Below are 25229 nucleotides of genomic sequence, written 5' to 3'. Positions count from 1 at the left end.
CACCAACTCAGACCAAGACCACCAAGAGCCACTTACCCAGCAAGACCAAGACAAAGCCAAAGAACGATGCACACCTATGCATCACGATCTGTCGGGCCGGTGCGCCCTGGCGGGCGCCCGGGAACGCCACCGCCGTTGTTGATCTTGAAGTCCGCGAGTTGATCTTGTGTGAGGGGGCGACATGCTGACGGTGTCGAACGGTTACTCGGTCAAGTACCTCACCGACGAGGTCGCGAAGGGGCGGGAGAACTACTACACGGACGCGGTCGCGGCGGGGGAGCCGCCGGGCCGTTGGTACGGCGCCGGCGCGGAGAAACTGGGCCTCGCGGGGCTGGTTGACGAGCAGGACATGCGCGCGGTCTACGAGTGCTTCGTCGACCCGCGCGATGAGGCGTTCAGCGATCCGGCCCGCTGGGGTGAGGCGTCCACTCTCGGCCACACCGGTCGGAAGTATCCGACGGAGGACGAGTTGTACGCCGCCGCGTTGGACGCCGAGCCGAATGCGACGGCTGAACGCCGCGAGCAGCTTCGGCTGGAAGCGGGGAAGTCGGCGCGGAAGAACGTGGCCTTTTTGGACGCTACGTTCAGCGTTCAGAAGTCGGTGACGGTCCTGCACACCTCGTTCGAGGCGCAGGAGGTTGCGGCTGAACGGACGGCTGAACGCCTCTCGGACGCGCTGGCCGCGGCGGCCGGCGCGGGAACGGATCCGGCCGAGTTGGCGGAGTTGGCGCGCCAGCGCGATGACGCGCGCGCGGTCGCGACGTCGTGGCGGGCGCACCGCGACGCGGTGGAGGACGCGATCTGGGCGGGGAACCGGGCGTCGCTGGATTACCTGTCCGAGCACGCCGGCTACTCCCGGGTCGGGCACCACGGCGGCGCTGCGGGCCGGTTCATCGACGCCCACGACGTCGTCGTCGCGTCGTTCTTCCAGCACGATTCGCGCAACCACGACCCGCAGCTGCACATCCACAACGCGATCCTCAACCGCGTGCAGGGCAGCGACGGGCAGTGGCGCACCCTTGATGGCCGCGCCCTCTACGCCCACCGGGGCGCGGCCGCGGCGGTGGGGGAGCGCACCACTGAGGAGCATTTGGCCAAGGCGCTGGGGGTGCGGTTCGCGGCGCGACCAGACGGTAAGGCCCGCGAGGTGGTGGGGATCGATCAGCGGGTGATGGATCTGTTCGCTTCGCGCCGGCGCGCGATCACGAAGAAGACCGCTGCCCTGGTCGAGCAGTTCGAATCCCGCTTCGGCCGGGAGCCAAACTCGCTGGAGCTGGACCGGCTGCAGCGCCAGGCCACGTTCGCCACCCGCAAGGCCAAGTCCCACGACGGCGAGACCACCGAAGAGCGCCTCGAGCGCTGGGACCGCGAGCTGCGCGCCGAGGTCGCCGACGGTCTGGCCGGCGTCGCCCGCGACGTGCTGAGCCTGACGCACGAACCCCGCGAGGCCGTGACCTGGTCGCCCGAGGCGGTGCTCAAGACCGCCTTGGCAGACGTCCAGTCGACCAAAGCGGGCTGGACCGCCCCGGATTTGACCCGTGCGATCAGCGATGCGCTGCCGGATCAGCTCGACGATCTCGACGGCGCCGAGGTGACGCGCCTGCTGGACACGCTCACCGCCGAGGGGTTGAAGCTGGCGACCCCGCTGGCCACCGACCGCCCCGGTGTCGCGGTGCTGCCCGACGAGCTGAAACTGGCCAACGGGCAGTCCGTCTACGAGGCCCCCGGGCGCAAGCTCTACGCCACCCCCGAGCACATCCACACCGAACGCGCGCTCGCCGCGGCGACCGCGCGCGGCGGCGCACCGGCCCTGGACGTGTCCGCCGTGGACGGCTTCGTCACGGCCCTGGCCGACTCCGGCATGGTCCTCGGGGCGGACCAGGCTGCCGCGGTGCGCGGCGCGCTCACCTCCGGCGCAGCGGTCGAGTCGCTGGTTGGCCCGGCCGGCACCGGCAAATCCTTTGTGGTCGGCGCCCTGGCGAAAGCCTGGCAGGACCCCGCACTCTGGGACGGGGCGCAGCGGCGCGTCGTCGGGCTCGCGTCGAGCCAGGTCGCGACCGACGTGCTCGCCGGCGAGGGCCTGACCGCCCGCAACATCGCCCGCTGGCTCGGCGCGCAGGCCAAGCTCGCCGAAGGCTCCACCCACCCCGACCACGTCGAGTGGCAGCTCAACGCCGGTGACCTGGTCGTGGTCGACGAGTCGGCCATGGCCAACACCGCCGACCTGGCCCGCATCCACCACCACGTCACCGAAGCCGGCGCGAAACTCCTGCTGACCGGCGATCACCGCCAGCTCGCCGCGGTCGGGGCCGGCGGCGGCATGCAGCTGATGGCTGAGGCCGGTGCGGCCTACGAGCTGACCGAGGTCCGCCGCTTCACCGCCGAGTGGGAACGCGCCGCGTCGCTGCGGCTGCGCGACGGCGACGAAACCGTGCTGGGCGACTACCACAAGCACGGGCGGATCCTCGACGGCGGAACCCGCGAGCAGGCCGAAGCCGGCGCCGCGAAAGCCTGGCTCGGCGACACTCTGGCCGGGAAGCACTCCATCCTCATTGTCGACAGCAACGAGCAGGCCGCGCACCTGTGCGCCGAGCTGCGCCGCGAACTCGTCCGACTCGGCAAGGTCGCCGAGACCGGGGTGCCGCTGGACAAGCAGGGCACCTACGCCGGCGTCGGGGACTTGGTCCAGGCCCGCTACAACGGCTGGAACCTCGCCGGTATCGAGGGCAACCGTGAGGTGCCGATCAACCGCAAGCAGTACCGAGTCCTCGACACCCGCGAAGACGGCGCCCTGATCGTGGCCCACGTCCTCGGCCGCGAGGACGGCGTCGGCGAAGTCTTGGGGGAGCGGATCACGCTGCCCGCCGCCTATGTCGAGCAGCACATGACTCTCGGCTACGCCTCGACCGTCCACAGTGCACAAGGCCTGACCGTGGACACGGCGCACTCGGTCGTGACCGAGTCGACTGGGCAGGAAGCCCTTTACGTCGGGCTCACCCGCGGCCGGTACGGCAACACGGCGCACGTGACCACGACCGCGGTGCCGGTCGACGCGCCCGACGGCGCGGCCCTGCAGGCCGTACATCGCAACCCGTCCGCCGTGCTCGCTGGCGCGTTCACCGGTACTGGGCCGCAGCGCTCGGCGCTGGCCGAGGCCACCGAGTCCGCCGCCGACACCGAGGCGATCCGCACGCCGGTCGAACTGCTGGCCGATGCCACCGAACTCGCCACCGCCGGCCGCACCGCCCGCTGGCTCGACGCGCTGGTCGACGAGGGCACCCTGACGGAGAACCAGCGGGCCCGTATCGCCGCCGAGGACGGCGGCCCGACCCTGGCGCGGTTGTTGCGCCGCGCCGAGCTGGCCGGGCACGACCCCCGCCAGGTGCTGGCCGACGCGGTCACCGCGCGGCCGTTGTCAGGGGCGCGGCAGCTGACGAACGTGCTGCACCACCGCATCGCCGAGTCCGTCACCCTGGACCCGGTCGGGGATTCCTACGCCGACCGGATCCCGCAGGTCGAGGACCCGCAGTGGGCCGCCTACCTGCACACGCTCGCCGAGGCAGCCGACGCCCGCCAACACGACCTCGGCCGCGCGCTGGCCGAGGACCCGCAGCAGTGGGTGCTTGAGGCGTTCGGGCTGGCGCCGGCCGACCCGGACGAGCGCCACGCGTGGGTGGCGAAAGCCGGCGCGGTCGCCGCGTACCGGGAGCTCACCGGGCACGAGGACCCCGAGGCCGCACTGGGGGAGGCACCCAAGGACGGGCAGGTCGAGGCCTACGCGTCATGGCGCTCGGCCTGGCGCGCGCTGGGCCGCCCGGAGTCCGGGCGCGACGAGCTGGAGATGTCCGACGGGCAGCTGCTGGTGCGAACGCGCGCGTGGGAGCGGGAAAAGGTGTGGGGTCCGTCGTTCGTCGCCAACGAACTCGCCGGAGTCCACCAGAGCGTGGACACCCGCCGGCGCGAGGCCACGCTGCGCCGCGCCGAAGCCGACGCCGCGACCGACGACGGTGAGCGGGAACGGCTGTTGCAGGAGGCCAGCGAGGCCGACGCGCTCGCCGACATCCTCGCCGGCCGCGCGGCCGAGCTGGAAGCCGCCGACGACGCGCGCGCGGCGTGGTACGCCCACACCGCCGAAACCCGCGCCGCGGCTGAACGAGCCGGGATCGAGCTGTCGGCGCGCAACGTCGACACCGAGCCAGTCGAGGAAGTGACCACGGCAGAGTGGCTCGCCGCGCACCGCGAGCACATGGCGGTCGAGGACAGCCACCGCGACGTCACCGACGAGCACGACCTCACCGACGTCGTCGAGCAGCGCACCGCCGACGCAGACACCGTCGCCGAGGCCGACGCGGTGGACTCCACCGGTACGCCGGTGGTCGAGACCGGTGTCGACGACGTCCGCGACACCGCCGCCGAGGAGGAGCCGCTGGCCGATTCGGACAAGGTTCGCGTGCCGTCCGCCGAGGAAACCGCCGACTCGATCGACCAGGCGCAGCGCGCGCTGCGGGAGATCGAGGCCCGCCAGGCCGTCGAGACCCGTCACTCGGACGAGGAGGCGCAGGCCGCGGAGATGCACCGGCGCCACAACGACGACGCCGCCGTGACGACCGCCGAAGCAGCCGCCGACGACGGCGAGGCCTACGCGCGATGAACGGTCAACCTGGGATGTGGGCGGGGACGTCGATCGGAGGGGTTCCGCTCCGACGCCACGCCCACCCCAGGGTGACCACGATCGCCGTCAACCAGCCGGTCCGCTCCTGCAGCCACTCCGGCACCGGCCGCCGGAACAGCAGCACCTCCGCCGCCAAGGCCTCAGCCTCGATGGTCTCCTCGTGCGCCAGGCCGAACCGGTTCGTCACCGGCGCATCCGCCAAGTACGTCCGGCCGTCGGCGGGGCGGACCGTCGCGCAGGCCAGCCACCGGCAGGTCTGCACCACCCCGAATGCCGACCAGGTTTTCTCCCGGTCGTAGAGCTCCTCCGCCGCCAGCCACAGGCGTGCGAACTCGACCACCGGCACGTGCAGATTGCGCGACGGGATCTTGTCGAAATCGCGGCCGGTCAGCTCCATACCCCCAGGGTGACACGTGGGACCGACAAAACACGAGCCTGACCGGGGCTAGCACCCGCGTCCGGTCGCCTGCACTGACACCGCCCTCTGCGGGCGGAACAACGTGCCGCGCAAGCGCGGCCTGTGCCTTCGCGCTTCGCAGCCCGGCTTAGCACGGCCCCCACTCACGATCAAGGGGCCCGAAAAGTTTTGGGCCCACAAAAAGCGCGTGGCCCCAAAACTTTTCGACCTGATCCCTTGATCGCGAGCCTCTGGGGCCGCGCCAGGCGCCGAAAAGGGCGACGGCAACTGCCGACGCCCAGCCCTACGGGCAGCGAAGAAAACCACCCCAACCAGGCACTAACCCAATTCGCGAACGGGAGATCACCCATGGCGCCAAAGAAAAAGCTGACCAACGAGGAAATCGCCGAACGACACGGCATGACCGCCGAGCAGTGGCGCCGGGCCAAAACCCAGACCGCCGCCGCGCGCGGGCGCGGCAAGCGACCGAAGGGCACCGCCGGCGCCGACACCAAGCTCGCGACGTGGGGCCAGGCCGAGGGCCAGGAGCAGCTGTTCGCGTGCGAACCCAACCACCAGTGACCAGCAAAGGAGTCAACACCGTGGACCTCACCACAGCGATCACCACCGCCACTGCCTGGTACCGCGACGAGTACGAAAACCCGCAATTCAGCTACGCCGAGACCGTCCTCGAAACCCGCGAAGAACTCCACGACGAGCTGCAGCACAACGAACCCAACCTCGGCGACGACGCCGCGAACGCCTCGTTCATGGCCATCCTGCACGCCAACCGCAGCGAGCTGGCAGCCGCCCTGATCGCCCTGATTGCGGGCTCGGAGGTCGATGCCGCGCAGTGGCCGGCTGTCGACAGCGACGACGTGCCGGTGTCCAAGCCGATCCCCGCACTCGCACAGCCGACTGCGTCGGCATTGTCGCGCACGTTGGAGCAGGAGTTCGCCGACGCGCTCGGGGAGATGTTCCCCCGCGATCGGCACACGATCGCCAGCTCGGATGCCTACGGCGCCCTCAAGTACAAGGTCCTCGACCGCTGCCAGGCCACCGGAGAAACCCCAACCCAGGTCCTCGCCAGCGTCAGCTCGAACGACCGCGCCTTCGTCCGCCGCGCCGACAACCCGGCCGCTTTCCTCGCCAGCCGCGTCGACTTCTGAGCCCACACCACCAATGCGAAGGAAAACCACGCCCACCAGCGACGATCCTCGTGAGCTGATCAGCCGGCTACGGCACATCGAGGCCGCGCTGCGTGCCGGCGTCGCCATCCGCCTGGGCCAGTGGGCCGGCCTCGGCGACTGGCGATCCCTGACCACCGAATCGCGCACCGACGCCGGGATCCGAGCCCTCGCCGAACTCGACAAGGTCCTCGAGCACCTCGTGGCGTTGCGCCACCGCCTCGCCGCACACCTCGCGCCCCTCACGACCCCGCCCGACGACCACCGCGAGAGGAGGTGAGCGACATGAGCTGCGACCCCGCCAACGGCGACGGCCACTACTTCGTGAAGTCCAACGTGGACCCGACCGTCTGGGTCTGCTGCAAATCCGGATGCGGCGCCAAGCGCTGAACACCGGTGGCGGTCGGGCCAGGGACTAGCTGGCCCGACCGGCCCCGACCTTACCCACGTCGGGCGCTGGCGGGCGACCACCGCCACCGCGCTCACCTCACCAACGACCCGAAGGACACCCAGACACGCGACTCAACCACCAGGCCCGCGAACAACTCCGAGACGTCGGGATCAGCAAAGCCGACTGGGCCCGCCGCGACCACTATGCCGACGGACGGTGGCGCGGCGACGCATGTGGCTGCCCCGACGACCGCTGCATCGGCTACCACCACGAGGACGACGAGGAGTGCGGCTGCCTGCCCGCCCTGCTCGATGAGCGCGAACGCGACATGTAGCAACCCCCCAGCTGACCGGCCCCGAGCCGACTGAGCATGACCACGAACGCCCGCACCCTGTAGGTGCGGCCGTTCGTGTAGGTAGATCACTAACGGTATCACTGTGACGACATTGCGTGATAAGAAGGCATGCATGGGGACGAAGAAGTCGAAGCCGTGGACGTCCGCAAGTGCCGCGAAGGCGGCTCGAGAAGCGAGAATCGCGACCGCGCGGTACCTGCGAGAGGCGCCACTAGCACAAGAGTGGGAAACGGCGCGACTGGTCGAAGCGTTCCAGGCCAAACTCGCGCACCTGCGACACCCGGTCGGTGCAGCACAGCTGTTGCTCGCAGGTCTCGGCTACGACCCCCGAGAACGTCCGACAGGGTGGGACGCCGTCGCCGAGCAAGTCTTGGTCGACGAAGCGCGATTCCTGGAGCAATCGCAGCTGTACGTGCTGAGCCCGCAGATGTGCGACGTGGTGATCGCCGCGGCGCAGAGTCTCACCCTCGACGACCTCGGCCTCCTTGCCCTCGAGGATTTGCCGTCCCCGACCGGGCTGGTCCTTCTGCCGCACCCGCTGATGGTGCGAGCGGTCAACGGCAACCTCGGCGACGACCGCGCCCTGCACTGGCGCACGCCGGCCAGCTTTTCCAGGCCAAACGACGATGGCACCAGTTGGGCACCGCGGCCAGCGGTGCGCGTGTCGAGCTACCACGACAGCTACGGCCCCGTTCGACCAGACTCGTTCCTCGAGTTCGCCGACGAATCCCGACGTCAGGGCTACCCGCTGCCGCGTCTGCTGCTGGATTCCATCCAATGCCACCAGTTCGAGAGCGCTCCGAACGCCGAACAACGAGATTCCCTCGAGCACTACTTCGCCGCCTCTCGCCAGGTCGGGCAGGCCTACCGGTCCGCCCAGGCGGCGCGGGGCGCGGACGAGGACCGCGTGCTGGGCGAGTATCAGCCGGGCACCGAGATCGACAACGCCGACGGCGCGTTCAACATACGGTTCCTCTACGCCTTCTGGCGGCTCTGCGCGCAGGAGATCGCCGTTACCGCTCCAGCCGACGTCCGTCACGCCGCGCAGCTGGCCGCGACGAAGCACGGCGTTTCGCCAGACGTGCGTGTCGTCCAGCTGCGCACCGTCAAGTCCAGCCAGGAAGCTAACTCCACCGACGCCGGCGATGGGCGGTGGCAGCACCGCTGGGTGGTGCGGATGCACAAGGTCCGCCAGTGGTACCCATCAGAACACCGCCACAAGATCATCTACCGTGGCCCCTACCTCAAAGGACCGGACGACAAGCCGCTCCTTGGTGGTGAGGTCGTCCGCAGCCTCACCCGCTGAGCATCAAAGAGGCCGGCAGGCACCGAACGACGATGTGATTTACTTCTCCGCCGTGGGCGCCTTGGAGTTCATCAGCTCGCTCGTCAGCTCCTTGGCATGGCCAGTTGTCGTCACGACGCTGGTCATCGCACTGCGCAAGCCGATCGCACGCCTTCTCACGGCTCGACCGCTGAAATCGCTCAAAGCTGGCCCCGGTGGTCTGGAGCTGCAGTACTTCGACGACAAGCTGGCGGGCGCTGAAGCCCACATCGAGGAAGCGGAGCAACCTCGTGCCAAACCTGACCAGGACGGCTCTCAGCCTGGGGCCTCGTTTGACGAGCCCGGGGCTATCCCGGATGAGGTCGCGAACCTGGCCACAACCTGGCCACCGGCGGCCGTCTTTGTGAGCTTCGCGCTCGTAGAAAAGGCGATTCGAGACTCGGCGGCCGACCTTCCGGATCCAGCCGAACAGTTCGGGGTTCGTTCCCCCACCAGCACAATCGCTCGAAAAGTACTGAGCGAGGCGGAGTACGCCGCGTTCGAGGATCTTCGCGACCTGCGTAACAAGGTGGCGCACGGCCTCGGTGACAGCGGCCTGGTCGACGCCAGCCGGGCACGGAAGTACGTCAGGTTGGCCAACCGGCTGATCGCTGCCACGTCGGCCGACTTTTCCGAAAAGTCGAACCCCACCAGCGATCAGGTCAGCTGATCGTTCGATCAAGCGCGCGTTGATGTAGAGCTGCAGCTCGCACGCGCAGGTGGCGCGTTAACGTCGCGCGCCGGCGCCCTCGGGTCTTGGCTGCGTGGCAGTTTGGGCACAACGCGATCATTCCGCTGGGGTGGTCTGGCCCACCGAGCGCCAGGTCGTCGACGTGATCGACCTCAAGAATCGCCGAGCCGTCGGCGGTGGTGTCACTCGGCATACCAGTGCATCGGTCGTTCTCGCACTTGTTCGCCGCCCGAAGGAGCACCGCGTCGCGCGCCTTGCGGTTGCGCTGGTAGTGGTTGCGAGCCTTCTTCGTTGGCGAGGGGTGCTGCTGGTCGTCGACGGTCAGGTCGGCCAGTCCCTGCACGTAGTCCTTATACGTCGCGCGCTTCACGGCGCCGTCTGCGGATGGCGACGTCGGTGGCGGAAGGGGGTCGTCACGGATCTCGAGGTCGTTGATGCGGTCGAGCACTTGACGTGGCCACGTGGTCGGATCAGGGTCCGGGATCGCCATCACCAAGAACGAGTACTCGAGACGCACCTGCGTATCGTCGTCCAACGCCCACACCTGCGCGCGGTCGAGGACCGCTGCCCACGTGACAAACCTGAAGGCCTCGCCGGCGGGGCGATACCAGAACCGGACAGCCTCATGACCACGGCGTGCCTGGTCCAGCATCTTGTTGCCACGCACGAGCCGCTGGTGCCCGCGGCGGCCGTCGCCGCGGTATTCGAACGGGTTGACCGCATCGGGTGGCTCGTCGGCGTACGGTCCGGTTTCGTCAGAGAACGCGTTGACGACAGCCTCGCCTGGGAATCGAATGATCCCGGCGACGCCGTTTCCGCCGTAGGCGGCTTGAATCGCGGTCCGGTTGGGGTACTCGTCGCCGAGGGCGGGAGGCGACAGCTGTGCTGCGGTCACGACGGTGAACCCGAGCGCTTTCAGGCGTCGCGCGGCGCCGGCAGCCCCGCCGTTGAACTTGGCCGCAAGCAGGGTGCTGCGGTCAGGGTGCTGGATGCCGTACGCGACACCGGCGATGGCCTTCGAGTCGTAGTAGCGGCCCTCGAACTCCAGCAGGAAGTCGCGCGCGGGCCCGAATCCGTGGTCATGAACGAACTGCTCGCGGCCAACGTCCGCACACTGTCGTATTGCCTCGATCACCGCCTCGCGGCTGGTGAGATCGCCCAGCGTCACCCAGGCCTCCTCTAGTTCGTCGGCTGACGGGTGTCCAGGCGGTCGCGCCCACCGGCTCAGCGAAGCGGAACTGCCGCCTCGCGGGGTAGCGTCTGCCGGCCTCGACAGATTGTTACTGGCGGGACCAGAGAAAGATCCTGTGGTACTTCCGCCGCGCCGGGTGCTGGGGCCGGTGAGCGCCGGCCCCAGCACCCGAATAAAACCGTTCGACTGGCTTATGCGGCCTTCCGCGGTCGCCCTGGCCCGGACTGCCGTCCGATGAGGCCGATGGCCTTGTAGGTGGCTTCGCTGGCGATGGGCTTGAGGGAGGGGGTCGTCAGCGAGATGTGGCGGAGCACCTTGTCGATCGCCGTCTCATACGTCGAACGGGTTGCCCCGGCGGTGCCGGTTCGCCACTCTCCGGACTTCACGTCGAAGGAGGTCGAGACCAGGGCACCCTCGAAGAACTCGTGCACCTGGATCTCCTCGCCCGTCTCCGATTTGCCAGCGCGCAGGGCGTCGCTGCGCCACGGCAGTTCGGCGAGGGCGTCGATCGCGAGGTGCGCGTTGACCTTCGCGGCCCTCGCGGCGCAGATGACGTTCGCGATGACGTGGAGCCCGGCCGCCGACGAGTGGACAAACTCCTTCTTGAACTCGGCCGCGGTGATCTTCTTCCTGCTCATCTCTCGCCAGCCCGGGATCACGGTGTAGGCGTAGTTGAGCAGTGCCGCGACCTCGTCGCCGAGCTGCGAGAGCGCCGTGGCCTCGGAGATGCGCTCCTTCGTGGCTTTGGCCTCGATGAACTGCTTGATCAACCCCTCGCGCTGGTCTGGTGTCCGGTCCCGCACGCCGACACCGGCCAGGGATGCGGCCGCCGACCGGACGGCCGCGGCTGGGTACAGGCCGTCGAAGGTTCGGCCGCGGCGTTCGGAGATGCGCTTCTGGGCGGTCGCGGACAGGTAGGTCGTGCGGTCGCTGAACAGGTCGCTGTGACGCATCACGTACTGGCCGAAGCGGTTCTGGAAGTTGCTCTTGTCCATGACGGCGATCAGGCTGGCCGAGATGGGGCGGGTGGACCCCATCCGCACGAAGATGGTTGACAGCGCGTCGGCGTCGCTTGCGAGCATCAGGGTGACCTCGACCGAGGTCTTTTCGAGTCGTTCGCGGATCGCGATGTCGTCCTCGTCGGTCGAGTCCTGGATCATGTTCCACAGCCGGTGCGAGGTCTCGATCCGGTGCTGCCCGTCTAAGACGACGGGGTTCGGCGCGTCCGTGTGCACCGTGAGCACGCCGAGGGCCGCGTACTTGCTGATCTTCTGGATGTTCTTGATCTTGGCGTGCTCGGCTGGCAACGCGACCGTGACAGTGCCCAGGTGCGGGTTTTCCATCAGGCGCAGGCCGCTGAGGATCCGCTTGACGTGGTTGTCGATGATGTCCCGGTTGCCGGGCGTGTTGGGGTCGTCGATGTCGTAGTCGTGCCGGGTCAGGAGCCGGTCGAAGGTGAAGATGCGCGCGAGCTCCTCGAACGTCACCGTGAAGGTGGCCTTCTTCGTGTCGCCGGCCTGGCCGATGAGGGCCAGCTTCTCGAACTTGATCCCGACCGGCACGCCGGCGCGCTTGAGTGCGTCGGCGTCGAAGGTCAGCGGAGCGCTGACGTCTGACATGCGGATATCCTTCCTGTGCGAACTGCGGTTCGTGTCCGGGCGGTCCGGTGCGTGCTCCCCACGAGTCGTGCACCGGGCCGCCTTTTGTGTTCGACGCACGCTAGCACAAAATTCTAGAGAAAATATGCCGGCCTAAATTTGCTGAGTGATCGCGGCTGCTCCGGCGCTGGTGGCGAGCGCACCGAGGAGCAAGCCCAGCACCCAGCCGCGCGACTACGTACGTGGTCGCCGATCGGGTCAACGCCGTTACGCCAGTTCATCCGGTCGACCAGACTGTGATCTACGAGAACCCGGGACGGTGTCGGCACAATGATCGGTCACCCAAGGCGAGGCGGAGGCCAAGATCGCGCCTCACACTGCCGGCGGCCGATGACACCTGCCGGCTCGTCAGCGAAACCGACGACGTACCCCCTCGCAGGCCAGTCGCCAGGCAACCAACCCAGCTGATGGCAACTCCGCTCTGGTAGCGCCATCAGCGGCGGGATACCGGACCGGATGTCGGCTTGGTGCTGGCCGCGGCCACGGGGCAGGTCGGTGACCAGCGGATTCGGCACTTGCCGGTGCCTGCTGACCTTCGGGTTATTGAACGCCGGCGAACCTGCCGCACCCTCCTTCAGGAGCAACACTCAGCAACCGATTCTCTAGAGAATCGACGACACGACTCACTCGAATGGAGTAGTGGCGACGCCGCGCTCTGCGGACCCAAAACGGCCCTGACCAGGGGTTACGCCACAAATCTTCATCGTGGTTGTGCAGCTAAAAGGTAAACTTCGGTTGCCGTCCCACACTTGCCATGATTTGCCGCCTACAGTGAGCCGCGACGTCAGGAGACAGAAAAACGGGCCGCCCCCGGCCAGGGGCGACCCGCCTCGGTTGCCGATGTGGAAATCGGTTACCGCTGGTAGACGGTTTGCAAGCCCAGTCCCACCAGTAGTAGCCAGAACACCAGCTGGTTCGCCGTGAGGGTCATGGATCCTGTGACCTTCACGGTGAACTTGTTTCTGCGGCGACGGCTGCGAGCCACGCCACTTCACCAACTTCCTCCCAGCGGTCCCGTTAGGCGTTGCCGCCTACCGGAGCCGAGGCGCCGGGTTGCTTCCTCGACTGCAGTGCGAGGAACCTCGTTGGCTCTCTGAGCGTAGGAGTGAACACCTCCAGACCGTGCTCGCCATGCCGCGTGTCCTGCTCATTTGTTCGACTACCTCCCAGTATTGGTGGCCTATGCACGTGCATCTGCACGCGCATAGGATTCTGTCCTAGCGCGTAGGTGCAGGTAAAGCGAAGCGCCAAACGGTCGGCGCGGCGCGACAACCGGCGACAAGGCCTTCATCGAGGGTGATACGCCGCCGCGGCGCCGTCCGTTGCGAGCAGCTGGCTGTTGCCACGTTCACTGGGGCGAGCAGTCAGTTTGGCCTGCCTCCGGCCTGCACGGCGTCGACGGCGGTGTTTGTCGCGCCGACCATGGCTCTCACGACCAGCACGACGGGTTCTGCGTTTCGTGCTCGCGGCGGTCAAGACTCTCCTGTTGGTGGGTAAGCCCCGGGTTGGACTGGCGCGCAGGCGCGGCCGGCGCGCCCTGCGACGAAGGTGGACCTGCGGATGCTTGTGGCTTGCTCGGCCCGACGACATGGTGAACCGATTCGCTCCCTGAGAGCAATTCGGGGTGTTGACCGACCTGTGGATTATTTGTGGACAAGTGCTACTACCTGCGGTGGAGAGTTGTGGGCACGCTGGGGACAGATGTGGACAACCGACGGTGGCTTCAACAAAAGCCCAGTTCAGAGCCTGAGTACGGAATGTGGACTACTTTCGTGTCATCGCTCGGCGTGTCGCGCAAGATTCGTTCTTCGGCGTGTCGCGAGGGCGCCCGGCGTCGCATGCCGGCCGCCTCCCTGCCCAGCGAAGACGCAGTTGACCATCGGTAACGAAACGGCGCGGCATCACGCTGTAGCGACCGTGCGCGAAAGTCTCGTGATCTTCGGTGCCCTCGTCCTTCTCGTCGGCTGCGGTAGCCAGCCGCCTGCACCGGCGACGGTGGCGGCCGCGGCTCCGTCGCGGAACGTCGCGTCGTTGGATCCGGTGACGCCCTCAGCTCCGCCGCGAAACGTCGCGGTGGATCCGGTTGCGCCGGTGGAGCGGACCTACCTCGCGGCGCTGCTGCATCAGATTGACCCTGGGCTGGTCGACGGGCACGCGAATCGCGCAATCGACAATGGGCGGAACGTGTGCGAGGACTTCGCACAGAGCAAGGGCCACGCGACCGTGGTCAAGAACGCGGCCTTGCGCTTCGGTGCAGACGCACCGGTCGACCAGGCGAAGGCCGAGAAGATCGTCGCGACGATCGAGGCGAGCAGGATCTGCAAGCCGTAGAACACGCGAGAGCGCCCGGCACATTTACCCGCTCCGGTACCGCCGGCGCGGTGATCGTGTCGTTCAGGTAACCCCTGGCGACGATCGCCAAACCGCGTCGAGCTGAAACGTCCAGCAGGCTGGCTGAACTAGATCGTTGACCTGCGTCGCGCGCAGCAATGCGGTCGAACACATGAGCGAATTGAGTGTTGGCGCGACGGTTGCTGGCGCGACCGTGCGGAAAATCGCGCTCCGTGACGAGCTCCGTGCGTCTATGGCCACGGACCCCGAGCCCATCTGGGCGCGGGATGAGGCGCAGCGCGACTGGCACCTCGAGCACACGGTGAAGCGGCGCCGTGACGACTACGTGTACGACGAGGTTCCCAGCCCGGTCGAAGTCGCCGTCCATCGCGAGATCGCCCGCTTCAAGCGAGTACGCGCCGAGCTCTACACGCAACGGCGGATGGGACTGATCTCGTGACGCCGTTGTGACACACTCATGGCGTGGCGAAGAAGGGTGGGCGTTCGACTGGCGCGGGCCGTCGAGTCCTGCAAGCTGTCGCTTCGTCGGCCGCGGTTGCTCTAGCGTCGGCCGCAGGATTCCACGAGGTGCCCAACGCCGTGCAACTGTCGAGCACAGCCGCGGGGGCCGTGCTCGCCGCTGCGCTCAGCTGGGCCGGTAGCACTGGTGGTCAAAAAAGCTCCGCGCGCGCGAGGTCGAACCAGATCCGTCGACATGGTGCTTCGAAAAAACCCTCTATCGGCGTTCCATGGACTTTGTAACGACATTCGATGTAGATGTGGCGCCTGCCAACGCCTGACCGGGAAGGTGCCGCATGCCGGGCGTTCCGGCCGACGACCGCCGCGCCACGGCCTGACCCGGCGACGCGACACTCACCTGCGAAGTTGATCAGTGACAGTCATGATGACTGCGAACGCCCGTCGGACGGGGCATCAGAGCCAGTCCAGACAGTCCCTGGGTCAGCTTGATCAGCCGCGGACGTCGGAGTTGTTGTTGACCAGCGCTTTTGCAAGGTGAAAGGCCAATGGTCGCGCTGGTAGGTGTCGTCCGACAACGCCGCCCAACGTGTCGGCGACGTCGGCAGCCTTCTCCATCTGGTCACGTCTTGCGGACCGCGCCGGTGAATCCTGCGATGAAGAGGGTGGCGAAGCCCCAGGCGCTCAGTCGGAGGAACCAACTAAGCCCGGTGAGCGACTCGCCAGTTGCACTGTTGGTGGCGTCGCAGTGCGCGCGGGCCCCGGTTGAGATCAAGGGTGTGCCAAGGTCGAGACCAACTCCGATGCGTTCGACGATTGTGCAAGCGCGCGGCGTTGAATTGGGAGGGTTCGGGATTTGCGCTAATCCGCCGTAGCCACCCAGAACTGCGTTGAACATGACCGCCAGGATGACGGTGGCGAGTAGTCCCAGGAGTGCTCGCCAGGGTTGGTAGCCGTAGCCAAGGACGCGTCCCGTGAAACGTACCCAGGCGCGTTCCCCTCGTCCGGTGAGCGCGCCTCGCTCAATTTGGTCGCGTCTTTGCTGGATGAGCACTCGCCGTGCTTCTCGGTCATGCCCCGCCGCCCGATGTGCGGCGGCTAATTGCTGATAGGGCTGGGCAGAGTACGCGGGGGTAGCCTCGCCCAGCAGGCTCAGCCAGTCGGTCGAGACGGTTTGCGGCACTCCGGAGTACACCAAGCCGTCAACAGCCAGCCGACCATCCGCTCTGCAGTTGTGCTCAAACGCCGTCGGATCAAAGAACAACGCGCCTCCGACTCGAAGATCGGTCAGATCCAGCACCACGCCGGCACCGGCGCCGGTCGCAGAAAAGCCCTTGACCAGGAATACGGCACCGTCGGTCTCGACCCTGCCGATGTTCAGCGCGGGGCCTGAGTCGTTGTGCAGCGTCGCGCTGCGGCAGAGCAGCTGGCCGCCGATGCGGGCGCCGCGGAGGCGTACGGTCCCGTCTTCTCCGGCGCCGGTCGCGCAGAACCCATCGTCCAGAAACACGTCACTGTCGGTCTGGAGCCCGTCGCCGATCAGTGCGGGGCCTGAGTCGTTACGCAGAGTCGCGCTGCGGCAGAGCAGCTGGCCGCCGATGCGGGCGCCGCGGAGGCGTACGGTCCCGTCTTCTCCGGCGCCGGTCGCGCGGAACCCATCGTCCAGGATCATGGCGCCGTCGGTCTGGAGTCCGTCGCCGTTTAGCGCGGGGCCTGAGTCGTTGTGCAGCGTCGCGCTGCCGCAGGACAGCTGGCTGCCGATGCGGGCATCGACCAGGCGTACTGCCCCGTATTGTCCGGCGCCGGTCGCGCGGAACCCATCGTCAAGGAACATGGCGCCGTCGGTCTGGAGCCCGTCGGCGTCCAGCGCGGGGCCTGAGTCGTTGTGCAGCGTCGCATTGCGCCAGGACAGCTGGCTGCCGATGTGGGCATCGGCGAGGCGTACTGCCCCGTATTGTCCGGCACCGGTCGCTGAAAACCCGTCGCATAGAAGTACGTTGAAGTCGGTTCGCAGCCCGTCGGCGCTCAGCGCGGGGCCTGAGTCGTTACGCAGAGTCGCGCTGCGGCAGGACAGCTGGCCGCCGATGTGGGCGCTGACGAGGCGTACTGCCCCGGCTTCTGCAACACCGGTCGCGCGGAACCCATCGTCAAGGAACATGGCGCCGTCGGTCTGGAGCCCGTCGGCGCTCAGCGCGGGGCCTGAGTCGTTGTGCAGAGTCGCGCTGCGGCAGGACAGCTGGCCGCCGATGTGGGCACCATGGAGGCGTACTGCCCCGGCTCGTCTCGCGCCGGTCGCCGAAAAGCCCTTGACCAGGAACATGGCGCCGTCGGTCTGGAGTCGGTCGGCGTCCAGCGCCGGGCCTGAGTCGTTGTGCAGCGTCGCGCTGCGGCAGGACAGCTGGCCGCCGATGTGGGCACCGACGAGGCGTACTGCCCCGTTTGGTCCGGCGCCGGTCGCGCGGAACCCATCGCCCAGGAACATGGCGCCGTCGGTCTGGAGCCCGTCGGCGTCCAGAGCAGAGCCCGCGTCGTTGCGTAGCGTTGCTCCAGTGCAGCTCACGTCACGAATTTGAGCCCACCGTAGGTTGACGCAGCCTTGTAAGCTGTCGGCCCTCACCGTTGCTTGATCAAGGACGAGCCTGGTGATAACCGCTCGATCAGCCGACAGCGGCGCGAGATTGGGATGGTCGAGTCGACAGCCGGTCAAGTTAAGATCTGCCAGGTGGCTGCCCGTGGCGGAACATCCTTCGCCCAGCAGACAGTCGGTTAGGGCCAGAGCAACCGTGCTGGTGATGTTGTCGAGGTCCAGTCGGCCAGCGATGCGGGCACCGCGTAGGCGTAACCCATGCGGGTCTGCATCGGGGGCGAGCCGGCCACGCACGATGTCGCGCACGACCCACGCTCGAATCGTCTGCTTTTCGCCCCAACCCCGCATGGCAGCTTCGTCCACGCGCCCATCTCTGGCCAGGTCGAGAAGGTCTCCGCGCTCAACATGCTCCACTAGCTCGCGCTCGACCGCCGTCAGCTCGTCCTGCGCACTACCCCCCGTTGTCACGCGCTGAAACGTTACCGGCACCGACCGAAGCGGAGATCCCGAGTCCTCCAGCACAACTGCCAGCAGCGTGGATACGTGTGCTTGCTGGTCCGGTTGCTCCCCACGCGAGGGCGCCGGCGCGAATTGATCTTGGTCCACACTCTGGTCCACGAACTGCTGCCCACCGGTGCCGGACACAGTCAGTTTGATGTAACTGCTGCCTGCCGCGACCAGGCGTTCCGGGTATTCCCAAGTCAGCGTTAGAACTACGGATCAGAAGGTCAGGAGCTCGGCTCAACATCGGGCGTCGGTTGTTGTCCATGAGCTTCGACCAGGTGACGGTTCCCCGCTTCCCTGGCCTTGCTGACACGTCGCCCGTCCAGGATCCCGCTGGCCCCACACGTGCAGGTCCACTCGCACTCCGGAAGCATTCGGTCCGTCATGCCGTCACCGGTCAGATAGGGACCGGCAGTGACGCTGTGCAATTTGTCCACGAGTCATCAGTCGCGGGCAGGCTCGCGAGCGCTACAACGCTTGCTCGCGCCGCTCGCACTAGTTGCACTGCCCACACAAGTCAGCGTGCGGATCTTCTGGTTAGGGTGCGGCATGCAGTGGGTTGAAGCGGGCCTGTGGGGCCTGGCGGGCGGGTTCATCGCCGAGGGGCTGGACCTGTATTCGGTTGTCCGCGCGAAGGGCACCTGGCCCTGGCGCGTGCCCGCGCCCGATGCCGAGACACCGGTTCCCGGCCCGGGGGCGTACCTGATCGTGGAGACGATCCGGCTGCTCATCGGCGGCTTACTGGCAGGGGCAGCGGCGGCGTCCGGTCAGGTGTCCGGCCCGCTGGCGGCAGTCGCCATCGGGATCGCCACCCCGCTCGTGGTCGTGAAACTCGCCGAATCGGCCTTTCCCTCGGCCGGCATCCCCGCAACGGCGATCACCACGAACGCCCCTTCGGCTGCGAGTTCCGGCCATTCGCAGCCGGCAGTTCAGCCCGCCGAACCGACCCCACTCGCCGGCCAGGCTGTCGAGGGCGAGGTGACACGGTGACCCCCAAGCTGTCTCTCCTCGCCCAGATTCGGATGGTCTTCCAGCGCCGTACCCCGGCATACCAGCCCAACTCCGGTGACCCGATCACACTCACCGACCGGCTCGTGCGCCTGCGTCGCCCACGTCGCCCTCCACGTCATCCTAGGGAACTGATTGGTACGGACCTGGCTTTTGCGGAATGGCTCCGGGCAAGCCCGGCCGAAGCGGATCTGGCTCGGGCGATCGTGACCGGGGCGGACCTGCGCCAGGCGAACGTGACTTCGGCGAACTTGACTCGGGCTCAACCGACCGTGGCGATCCTGACCGGGGCGGACCTGACCGGGGCGATCCTGACCGGGGCGAGCCTGCGGCATGCGAACCTGACCGACGCGAACCTGACCGGAGCGGACCTGACCGGGGCAGACCTGACCGGGGCAGACCTGGACGGGGCGAGCCTGCGGCGTGCGAACCTGACCGACGCGACCCTGGTCGACGCGAACCTGGTCGCGGCGAGCCTGACCGGGGCGGAGCTGACCGGGGCGGACCTCACCAGCGTGAATCTGACCCGAGCGAACCTGCAGGAGGCGGACCTGACCGGCGCGAATTTAACCGGGGTCGATCTTGGAAACTGGCCTCAGGGAATCGGCGCGGCCGCGATGGATGGTGTCCGGTGGACCTCGGAGACGTTGTGGCCGGCCATCTACCGCGAGACGATCCAGCAGCGCTCCGAACTGCGGGCTGATGGCGCCTACGAAATCCGGGATACCGGCGCAAGCGTAGACGAACCCCGGCTGACGCCAGTGAATTGAAGCACGACACGATCCAGCACGGTTGACCAGCCGACACGGCATTCCCTGGTCCCCTCGTTCGACGCAGCGCGGTCGAGCACCGGGAACGCGTGGCGGTCGCGGTCGCCCGAAGGCAGGGCGTCAGGCTTCGCCGGCAGGGAAGTCGGCCCTCGTGCAGATCGTGGCTTGCGCTCTGCGTCTCAGCGGGGCCTGCCCGCGGATCAAACGCGTCCGTGTGTGGACCCCGAAGGAGCCACCCACTTGAAGGTTCATGCTTCAGCGATGGTGATGTTCCCGGAGAACTTCAAGGAAGCTTTCGAAAGATCTACGTCGCCGGTAATCACGATTGGAGTTCGCTCACGGTATGCGCGAATTGCGATGCGGTGAGATTCTCCGGATAACGTGACTCTAAAGACTCGCTCGTAATTTCGCTCAAGATCACCTCGGACGGTGACAATCGCTTCGTCAGGGTCTTCAGCGCCTTCGGGTCGCTCAAGCTTTGTCACGCGTCCATATACGGTGATTCGCCGTATTTCGGATCGCGCTTTAAGGCGATCACTTAGTGTTCTCACGTTCAGTAAAGTGTCTTTTTCAAATACGACCTGGTTGACTTCGGTTGACTCTTGGGGGACTGCTGGCGCCCATTGGAAGCTCAAATCGAGGGCGCGCAGGCCGGCGAACTGCGACATTTCTTGAAGGGAATCGCAGAGCATTGCATTTACGCCGACGTCGACGGATTCGTCGAGTGCGTGCGGCACTGATTTGCCAGAGACAAGGGTGGAGGTCTGCTTCAGTGCTGTCGCGAGCGTGGACATGACCCTGCGCGGGAAGGGTGTCCAGGCTGTGGCTGTCGCAGCGTCTTGCGGAGAGTCTGTGGGGGAGTCCTCCGTCTGCCCCGTTCTGTGGTCGGCAGACGCGACCGTATTGGCGCCGGGATGACCCTCTTGCGGATTGTTGCTTAAGTCTTCATCGCCCAGTCGGGTTAGAATCGTTAAGACAAAGCTTCCACGCTGAGTGTGCCCCATTCGGACTTCGTCTTCAATGAAGTTTCTAACGGTCTCTGGTTTGTGGCCAGAGAAGGAGGGCCGCTTCTCCAAGGTTGACCATGCTGCGGCCGTCATCATTTGAGACGCGCCAACGATCAGCTGCTCTGCTTGCTTGATTGGGATGCTGTCGTACCTCACGATTTGGTCCGCGCGAATGAAGAGTAAGTCGGAGCGTGCGCTCAGGACCTTGGTCGCAAGTTGAAATGAGTCCCAGTCATAGAAGCGGCGGAGCTTCTGCAAAGAGATATCGAATCTGCGTTTGAAATCTGCGTACGTAGGATCGAGCGGTAGGAAAAGCTCGGCTTCGACATGGCCACCTTCGCGTAGGGACCAGACCTGCCGGGCCGGATCGGTCACCTCAAGGTCCCAGCCGCTGGTGCCCAGGTACGAGGCCACAGCCTGCGGGGAGATCTCCAGGTCGGCCGGCAGTTCGTCAAGCACAGACGTCATGGCAACCTCCGACTGCCGATGCGCTGAAGTATGCCTAACAACTGCTCCACGTTGAAGATATTGCTCCTTGGTAACTTCACGGTCTTGGACTTTTGGTCAGTGAGGGGTAACCCTGTCATGGGAACCCAGTAGGCGCAGCGCACTAGTTGCAGACAGTCTTCAGTCTGTCGCAACCAGTGATCAAGCCTCTCAGGTACGACCAGCACGACCAAGATCGCCTTGTTGTAGCGACGCTCGTTGGCAAGCTCGTTGTAGTTGCTTCCATCGAGTGGCCAGCTCAGGCTCTCCTCCCTGAGGAGGTCTTGTGACGTGCACTTCAGCTGTATGTCCAGCTCCACGCCGTCGACGAACTCTTGGTTCGCCTTCTGCATGACGACCGCGTCGACGCTGTTGTCGTCAACCTCGATGTGGTCGAGCTTGCATCGAGCTGCCGTGGTCACAGCGTGCGCGTAGGCGATGCTGATCTGCTCTTTGCAGTTGTTTGGGTGCATTGTCCCAAACGGGGCACCCGACGGGTGAATGTCTGGGAAGGCCGTCGTCACCCCCTCAGCCAAGCATGCGATCAGGTGCTAGTGGGAGGGCGTGAGACTAAGACGCCGCGATCATTGGCGGTAGATCACCCGGATAGCCCCACCTGGGCAACATTCTCGCAACGTCGCAGGGGCTGCCCATCGGGTTCGGCATGATCAAGTGCCCCGTTTACGCTCCGGTATGAATGCTCATCAACGACAGGCAACCCTAGTCGATGACCGTTCGCAAAAGTGAACTTGGCAGGTCGTGGCCTGTGCTGCCCAAAAGCCGGACGGTGACGCCAGACGTCGCCCGAAAATCGACCCAGTTGAGTCGGGCGTCAGCACAAGCCGGCGGCAATGGCCAACGGCGAACCGGCCCAGCGTGTCCAGACTCGCCTTGTACTTGCGCTCTCAAGCGACTCTAGTGCTCAACAAAGGTTGGACCAGTGCTGCAGGCCTGCGCTGGCGGCGACCTGTCCGACCGGTCGGTTCCAGACGCCAGCGGCGCTGGAGCGGGCTAGTTGATCAATGGGAGCCACCGTGGGTGCGAAATGACGTCTGCGCCATCCATGTGAGCCACCGGAGACAACAGCGGGGTCAGTCCGACCTGCAGCGGACGCCGGAGATGGTGTTGACCAGCGCTTTTGCAAGGCGGGGGTCAGGGGTTCGATTCCCCTCAGCTCCACACTTCTGACCAGCGGCGCTGACCTCCGGACGCGCTTCCTGCGTCAACCTGGCCGCTGGTTGTATGTGCCCTGGCTCGACTGCCCGTGCTGTGATCCGGTCGAGGCCCGTGACGAACTGGAAGCCGCCCTGCGAGCGTTGCCGCACGACGCCCGTGCTGACCTGCGTCGGGTCTTGCTCCAGTCGATGACGAGTTCAGGCGAAGGACCCTGCCCGACCCGAAGGCGAGTTCGATCAGCCCCTGGCATGCGGCTGAGTGGTGGCGTCAGCGACTGCATGAACGGTAGAACGGTTACCCCTGCGTGACGACGATCGTCGTGCGGACATCCCGAGACGACCAGGTTGTTGTCCCGCCGCAACTGCAGCAGACCGGAATCGGTAAACAGGGCAGCACGCCATGTTGACTGAACCAGCACAGGTCCCGCCGTGACCCGCGCGGGCGCGCACCGCTCGGCTATCGGGCTGTCGCCATCCGGAGGCCGGGGAAGAGGTCGCCGGCGGTCTCGTGGACGACGTCCAGGGCTTGGCCGCCGGTGAGGTCGGCGTCGGGCGGGATGTCGGGCACGGCCTGGCCGAGTTGCCTGGTCAGGGCCAGGTAGCCGTGGAGGAGGGCTGTGGCCAAGGGTGACAGTGGGGCGTTGGCGGGCACGAGGCTTTCGCGGAACTCGGGTACCGGCTGGGGATGGACGTCGGGCCAGGCGTCGGGGGTGCGGGGCTTGTCGCGGCTGAGTATCGGCGCAAGGTCGGGCGCGGTCGCGTCTCGTGCGGTCAGGGGTGTGCCGAGGTTCCAGCGCTGCCGCAACGTCTGGATCACCGAGGTGTGGTGGTGTACGTCGGTGACGACGGTCCGCTGCGGGATCCAGGCCGAGATCGCGATCGCGGGCATGCGGACGCCGAGCCGGTCGAAGACAAAGCCCAGCTGCCCGGGCGGGCCGGATCGGGCGGGGTCGCGGCCGGCGGCGGTACGTGGTCGTAGGTCCCGCCGTGCTCGTCGAACGTGACCATCAGCAGGGTGTTGAAGCAATTCGACCCGTCGGGGGACGCCGACGCGCGGACGGCGTTGTAGATCTTCGCCAGCAGAGCTTCGCCGCCGAGCAGGGAGGAGGGCGCGTCGAACGCGATGCCCGGGGCGAGCGCGGAGATCGGGGGGTGCATGTCGTTGTGGCCGTGCCATAGGTTGGGCTCGATGAACGAGTACGCCGGCAGCGTCCCCTCCTGCGCGTCCTGCAGGAATCGGTCTGTGGTGACGAAGTGGGTGGCGAAGCGGTCGCGTAGGCGTGGCGCGTGGATGAGGCCGGTGAACGGGATCCGGCTCGGCGGATCGACGTAGACCCGCCACGACAGCCTGGCTGCCTCCAGCCGCTCGAACACCGTCGTGGCCGTGTTGTGCAGCGGGAAATTTCCGTATGGGGCGTTGACGACCAGGCCGGAGGAGGTCGCGGCGTGCAGGAACGACCGGTTGGCGAAGGTCTGGGTCGGTACCTCGGCGAACCAGTGGTCGAAGGTGGCGAACCCGCGGGCCAGCGCCGACACGACTGGCATCTGCTGCGGCGTGTAGCCCGTCATGATCTGCGCGTACTCATCGTAGCCGGGCTCGCGGCCCATCTCGGCCCGGAACGCGCTGATGTAGTCGGCGACGAAGCCGTCCATCGTGGGTGCACGCCCGTCTTCGGGCGCGTTGTAGGGCGCGACCATGTGCTCGGCCAGGGTTGCGCGGTTGCCGGGCGGATCGATCAGCCCGAACAGCTGGGTGTTGACGTGCTGGTACTCCTCGCCGGGGTCCGGATTCGGCGTGTCCATGGTCGGGGCCACCCCGTAGGGCACCACACCCCGCCCGTCGCCGTGCCCGGCCCACTCGGGAATCGGGTTTGACAGCTCCTTGCCACGCACCCCGTCGAACGCCGCGACCTCGCCCGGCTCGTACAGACGCCCGAGCAGATCGTCGAACGACCGGTTCTCGAACATGACCACGACCACGTGGTCAAGGACATCCCACCGACCTGATCCAGGCATACACCACCGTACGACCGAGACTCGCCAACCACCGCCCCTTGTAAAAATCCCGGGCGAGGGCACCAACGCACCGCGAAGTCTCCGGTCACCCTCCAGCCGAGGCAGTCGGCACCGACCCCGTTTCCGGACCCCGTCGTCGCTTGACAAGTTCAGGGAAGCCAGCCATCCAGCTTCGGCTCGAACGCCCACGACCAGCCCGGCCGCGACGCCGGCACCACCCGAACCGGCTGCGCCGACGACAACTGCACCGGCGGGCGCGCCGGACGCCACAGCTACCCCGCACCCACGCGGCGCCGCCGGAACCCACGTGCCCAACAGCCAACGCCGGCGACGACCACCCGCCAGCAGCATTGGCTCGATGAAGCTCGGGACGCGTGCGCGGTCGGTGTCCGTGCCTCACCACCGCCTGGCCACGACGCGCAGTCAGGTCACTCCGTCGCCCACGCTAGCCCGATTGGCGCAGTGTCGCGGTGTTTGCGCAGGTTGCGGGCTGATGCCCACTGGTGCCCCGGACGCCCACTTTCGCACCTATGCTGCCAACCGCGAGCAGGCCTTCCATACATCCCCAGGTCAGCGTTAGAACTACGGATTAGGCGGTCAGGTGTTCTTGACGAGACTTACCGGTCGATCGCAGTTGCCTTGTGCCGGGCGCGGGTTGGAGTGGTTCGGGGTTCGCCGCAGTGGGCGCAGGTGATCATGCGCCGGGCCTGGCGAGGTGCCACGACGCCCGGCGCCGAGGCCGGCAACGCCTGGATGGCCACGTGCACAAGGCAGGTGGCGGCGCCGCAGTGCACACAGACCCCGACGGCCGGTTCGCTCATGCCTTGTGTCGCGCAGTCAATGCAGATCATGGTTCTCCTTGAAAAACGGCGGGAGAAGCCACAATAAGCAGGTCTCCGTCGGATAACGATGTTCTCGTTCGGGACCAGTGCGACATCACATCGCAGGTGCCGTCGGCGAGGCCGAGCAGGTCGAGGTTCGCGATGCGGTCGAGCTCCTCA

General features: G+C 66.9%; 18 protein-coding genes and 1 pseudogene. 10 read left to right on the top strand and 9 right to left on the bottom strand.

The window, feature by feature from the left end; translation table 11 throughout:
- The first annotated feature begins 181 nt into the window (after nucleotides 1–181).
- Nucleotides 182–4651, top strand: coding sequence for a MobF family relaxase (mobF, locus tag AB0H62_RS06855; protein ID WP_360584566.1), 4470 nt, complete (start codon nucleotides 182–184; stop codon nucleotides 4649–4651).
- Nucleotides 4652–4655: 4 nt separating this feature from the next.
- Here mobF and AB0H62_RS06850 read toward each other — a convergent pair whose 3' ends face one another.
- Entirely contained in the window at nucleotides 4656–5069 is a 414-nt protein-coding gene (locus AB0H62_RS06850) for a hypothetical protein (protein ID WP_360584564.1), read from the bottom strand.
- Between the two features lie 369 nt (nucleotides 5070–5438).
- Between AB0H62_RS06850 and AB0H62_RS06845 the strand changes: the two genes are divergently transcribed.
- From AB0H62_RS06845 to AB0H62_RS06825, 5 genes are all read left to right on the top strand, one after another.
- Nucleotides 5439–5651, top strand: a complete 213-nt coding sequence (locus AB0H62_RS06845; RefSeq protein WP_360584562.1) for a hypothetical protein — start codon at nucleotides 5439–5441, stop codon at nucleotides 5649–5651.
- Between the two features lie 20 nt (nucleotides 5652–5671).
- A complete protein-coding gene (locus tag AB0H62_RS06840; RefSeq protein WP_360584560.1) occupies nucleotides 5672–6238 on the top strand; it encodes a hypothetical protein in 567 nt (188 codons plus the stop codon).
- Nucleotides 6239–6251: 13 nt separating this feature from the next.
- Nucleotides 6252–6536 carry a hypothetical protein gene (locus tag AB0H62_RS06835; protein ID WP_360584558.1) on the top strand — a complete coding sequence of 95 codons (285 nt, stop codon included), beginning with the start codon at nucleotides 6252–6254 and terminating at the stop codon, nucleotides 6534–6536.
- A 578-nt stretch (nucleotides 6537–7114) separates the two neighbouring features.
- Entirely contained in the window at nucleotides 7115–8308 is a 1194-nt protein-coding gene (locus AB0H62_RS06830) for a hypothetical protein (protein WP_360584557.1), read from the top strand.
- Between the two features lie 52 nt (nucleotides 8309–8360).
- A complete protein-coding gene (locus AB0H62_RS06825; RefSeq protein WP_360584555.1) occupies nucleotides 8361–8996 on the top strand; it encodes a hypothetical protein in 636 nt (211 codons plus the stop codon).
- Here AB0H62_RS06825 and AB0H62_RS06820 read toward each other — a convergent pair.
- Complete coding sequence (locus tag AB0H62_RS06820; RefSeq protein ID WP_360584553.1) at nucleotides 8989–10185, bottom strand: HNH endonuclease signature motif containing protein; 1197 nt, start codon at nucleotides 10183–10185, stop codon at nucleotides 8989–8991. The two genes, AB0H62_RS06825 and AB0H62_RS06820, sit on opposite strands and share 8 nt — an antisense overlap.
- A 215-nt stretch (nucleotides 10186–10400) precedes the next feature.
- Complete coding sequence (locus AB0H62_RS06815) at nucleotides 10401–11828, bottom strand: DNA sulfur modification protein DndB (RefSeq protein WP_360584551.1); 1428 nt, start codon at nucleotides 11826–11828, stop codon at nucleotides 10401–10403.
- 1911 nt (nucleotides 11829–13739) lie between these two features.
- On the opposite strand from AB0H62_RS06815, the gene AB0H62_RS06810 reads away from it, so the two are divergent.
- Nucleotides 13740–14198, top strand: coding sequence for a DUF732 domain-containing protein (locus AB0H62_RS06810; RefSeq protein ID WP_360584549.1), 459 nt, complete (start codon nucleotides 13740–13742; stop codon nucleotides 14196–14198).
- A 253-nt stretch (nucleotides 14199–14451) separates the two neighbouring features.
- Complete coding sequence (locus AB0H62_RS06805; protein ID WP_360584547.1) at nucleotides 14452–14658, top strand: hypothetical protein; 207 nt, start codon at nucleotides 14452–14454, stop codon at nucleotides 14656–14658.
- A gap of 639 nt (nucleotides 14659–15297) precedes the next feature.
- Here AB0H62_RS06805 and AB0H62_RS06800 read toward each other — a convergent pair.
- Entirely contained in the window at nucleotides 15298–17625 is a 2328-nt protein-coding gene (locus AB0H62_RS06800) for a hypothetical protein (RefSeq protein ID WP_360584545.1), read from the bottom strand.
- Nucleotides 17626–18288: 663 nt separating this feature from the next.
- Here AB0H62_RS06800 and AB0H62_RS06795 point away from each other — a divergent pair.
- The gene (locus AB0H62_RS06795; protein ID WP_360584543.1) at nucleotides 18289–18756 is read left to right on the top strand and encodes a hypothetical protein; all 468 of its coding nucleotides are present in this window, start codon (nucleotides 18289–18291) and stop codon (nucleotides 18754–18756) included.
- Nucleotides 18753–19544, top strand: coding sequence for a pentapeptide repeat-containing protein (locus tag AB0H62_RS06790; protein ID WP_360584541.1), 792 nt, complete (start codon nucleotides 18753–18755; stop codon nucleotides 19542–19544). The genes AB0H62_RS06795 and AB0H62_RS06790 overlap by 4 nt, the downstream gene beginning before the upstream one ends.
- A gap of 248 nt (nucleotides 19545–19792) precedes the next feature.
- Here AB0H62_RS06790 and AB0H62_RS06785 read toward each other — a convergent pair whose 3' ends face one another.
- The 5 genes and pseudogenes from AB0H62_RS06785 to AB0H62_RS06765 form a co-directional block, all read right to left on the bottom strand.
- Nucleotides 19793–21010 (bottom strand): hypothetical protein, encoded by a 1218-nt coding sequence (locus AB0H62_RS06785; RefSeq protein ID WP_360584539.1) that lies wholly within the window; start codon nucleotides 21008–21010, stop codon nucleotides 19793–19795.
- Nucleotides 21011–21015: 5 nt separating this feature from the next.
- Nucleotides 21016–21561, bottom strand: coding sequence for a DUF4365 domain-containing protein (locus tag AB0H62_RS06780; RefSeq protein WP_360584538.1), 546 nt, complete (start codon nucleotides 21559–21561; stop codon nucleotides 21016–21018).
- A 1108-nt stretch (nucleotides 21562–22669) separates the two neighbouring features.
- Nucleotides 22670–23029, bottom strand: a complete 360-nt coding sequence (locus AB0H62_RS06775) for a hypothetical protein (protein WP_360584688.1) — start codon at nucleotides 23027–23029, stop codon at nucleotides 22670–22672.
- A 27-nt stretch (nucleotides 23030–23056) separates the two neighbouring features.
- Nucleotides 23057–24180 (bottom strand): annotated as a pseudogene (locus AB0H62_RS06770) (alkaline phosphatase family protein); the annotation flags it as partial.
- A 665-nt stretch (nucleotides 24181–24845) separates the two neighbouring features.
- Complete coding sequence (locus AB0H62_RS06765) at nucleotides 24846–25079, bottom strand: DUF2180 family protein (protein ID WP_360584536.1); 234 nt, start codon at nucleotides 25077–25079, stop codon at nucleotides 24846–24848.
- Between the last annotated feature and the right edge of the window lie 150 nt (nucleotides 25080–25229).

This window comes from Amycolatopsis sp. NPDC050768 (assembly GCF_040654155.1).
GTDB lineage: Bacteria > Actinomycetota > Actinomycetes > Mycobacteriales > Pseudonocardiaceae > Amycolatopsis.
Note: the sequence above shows the minus strand (reverse complement) of the source record. Positions and strands in the feature narration are given on the sequence as shown.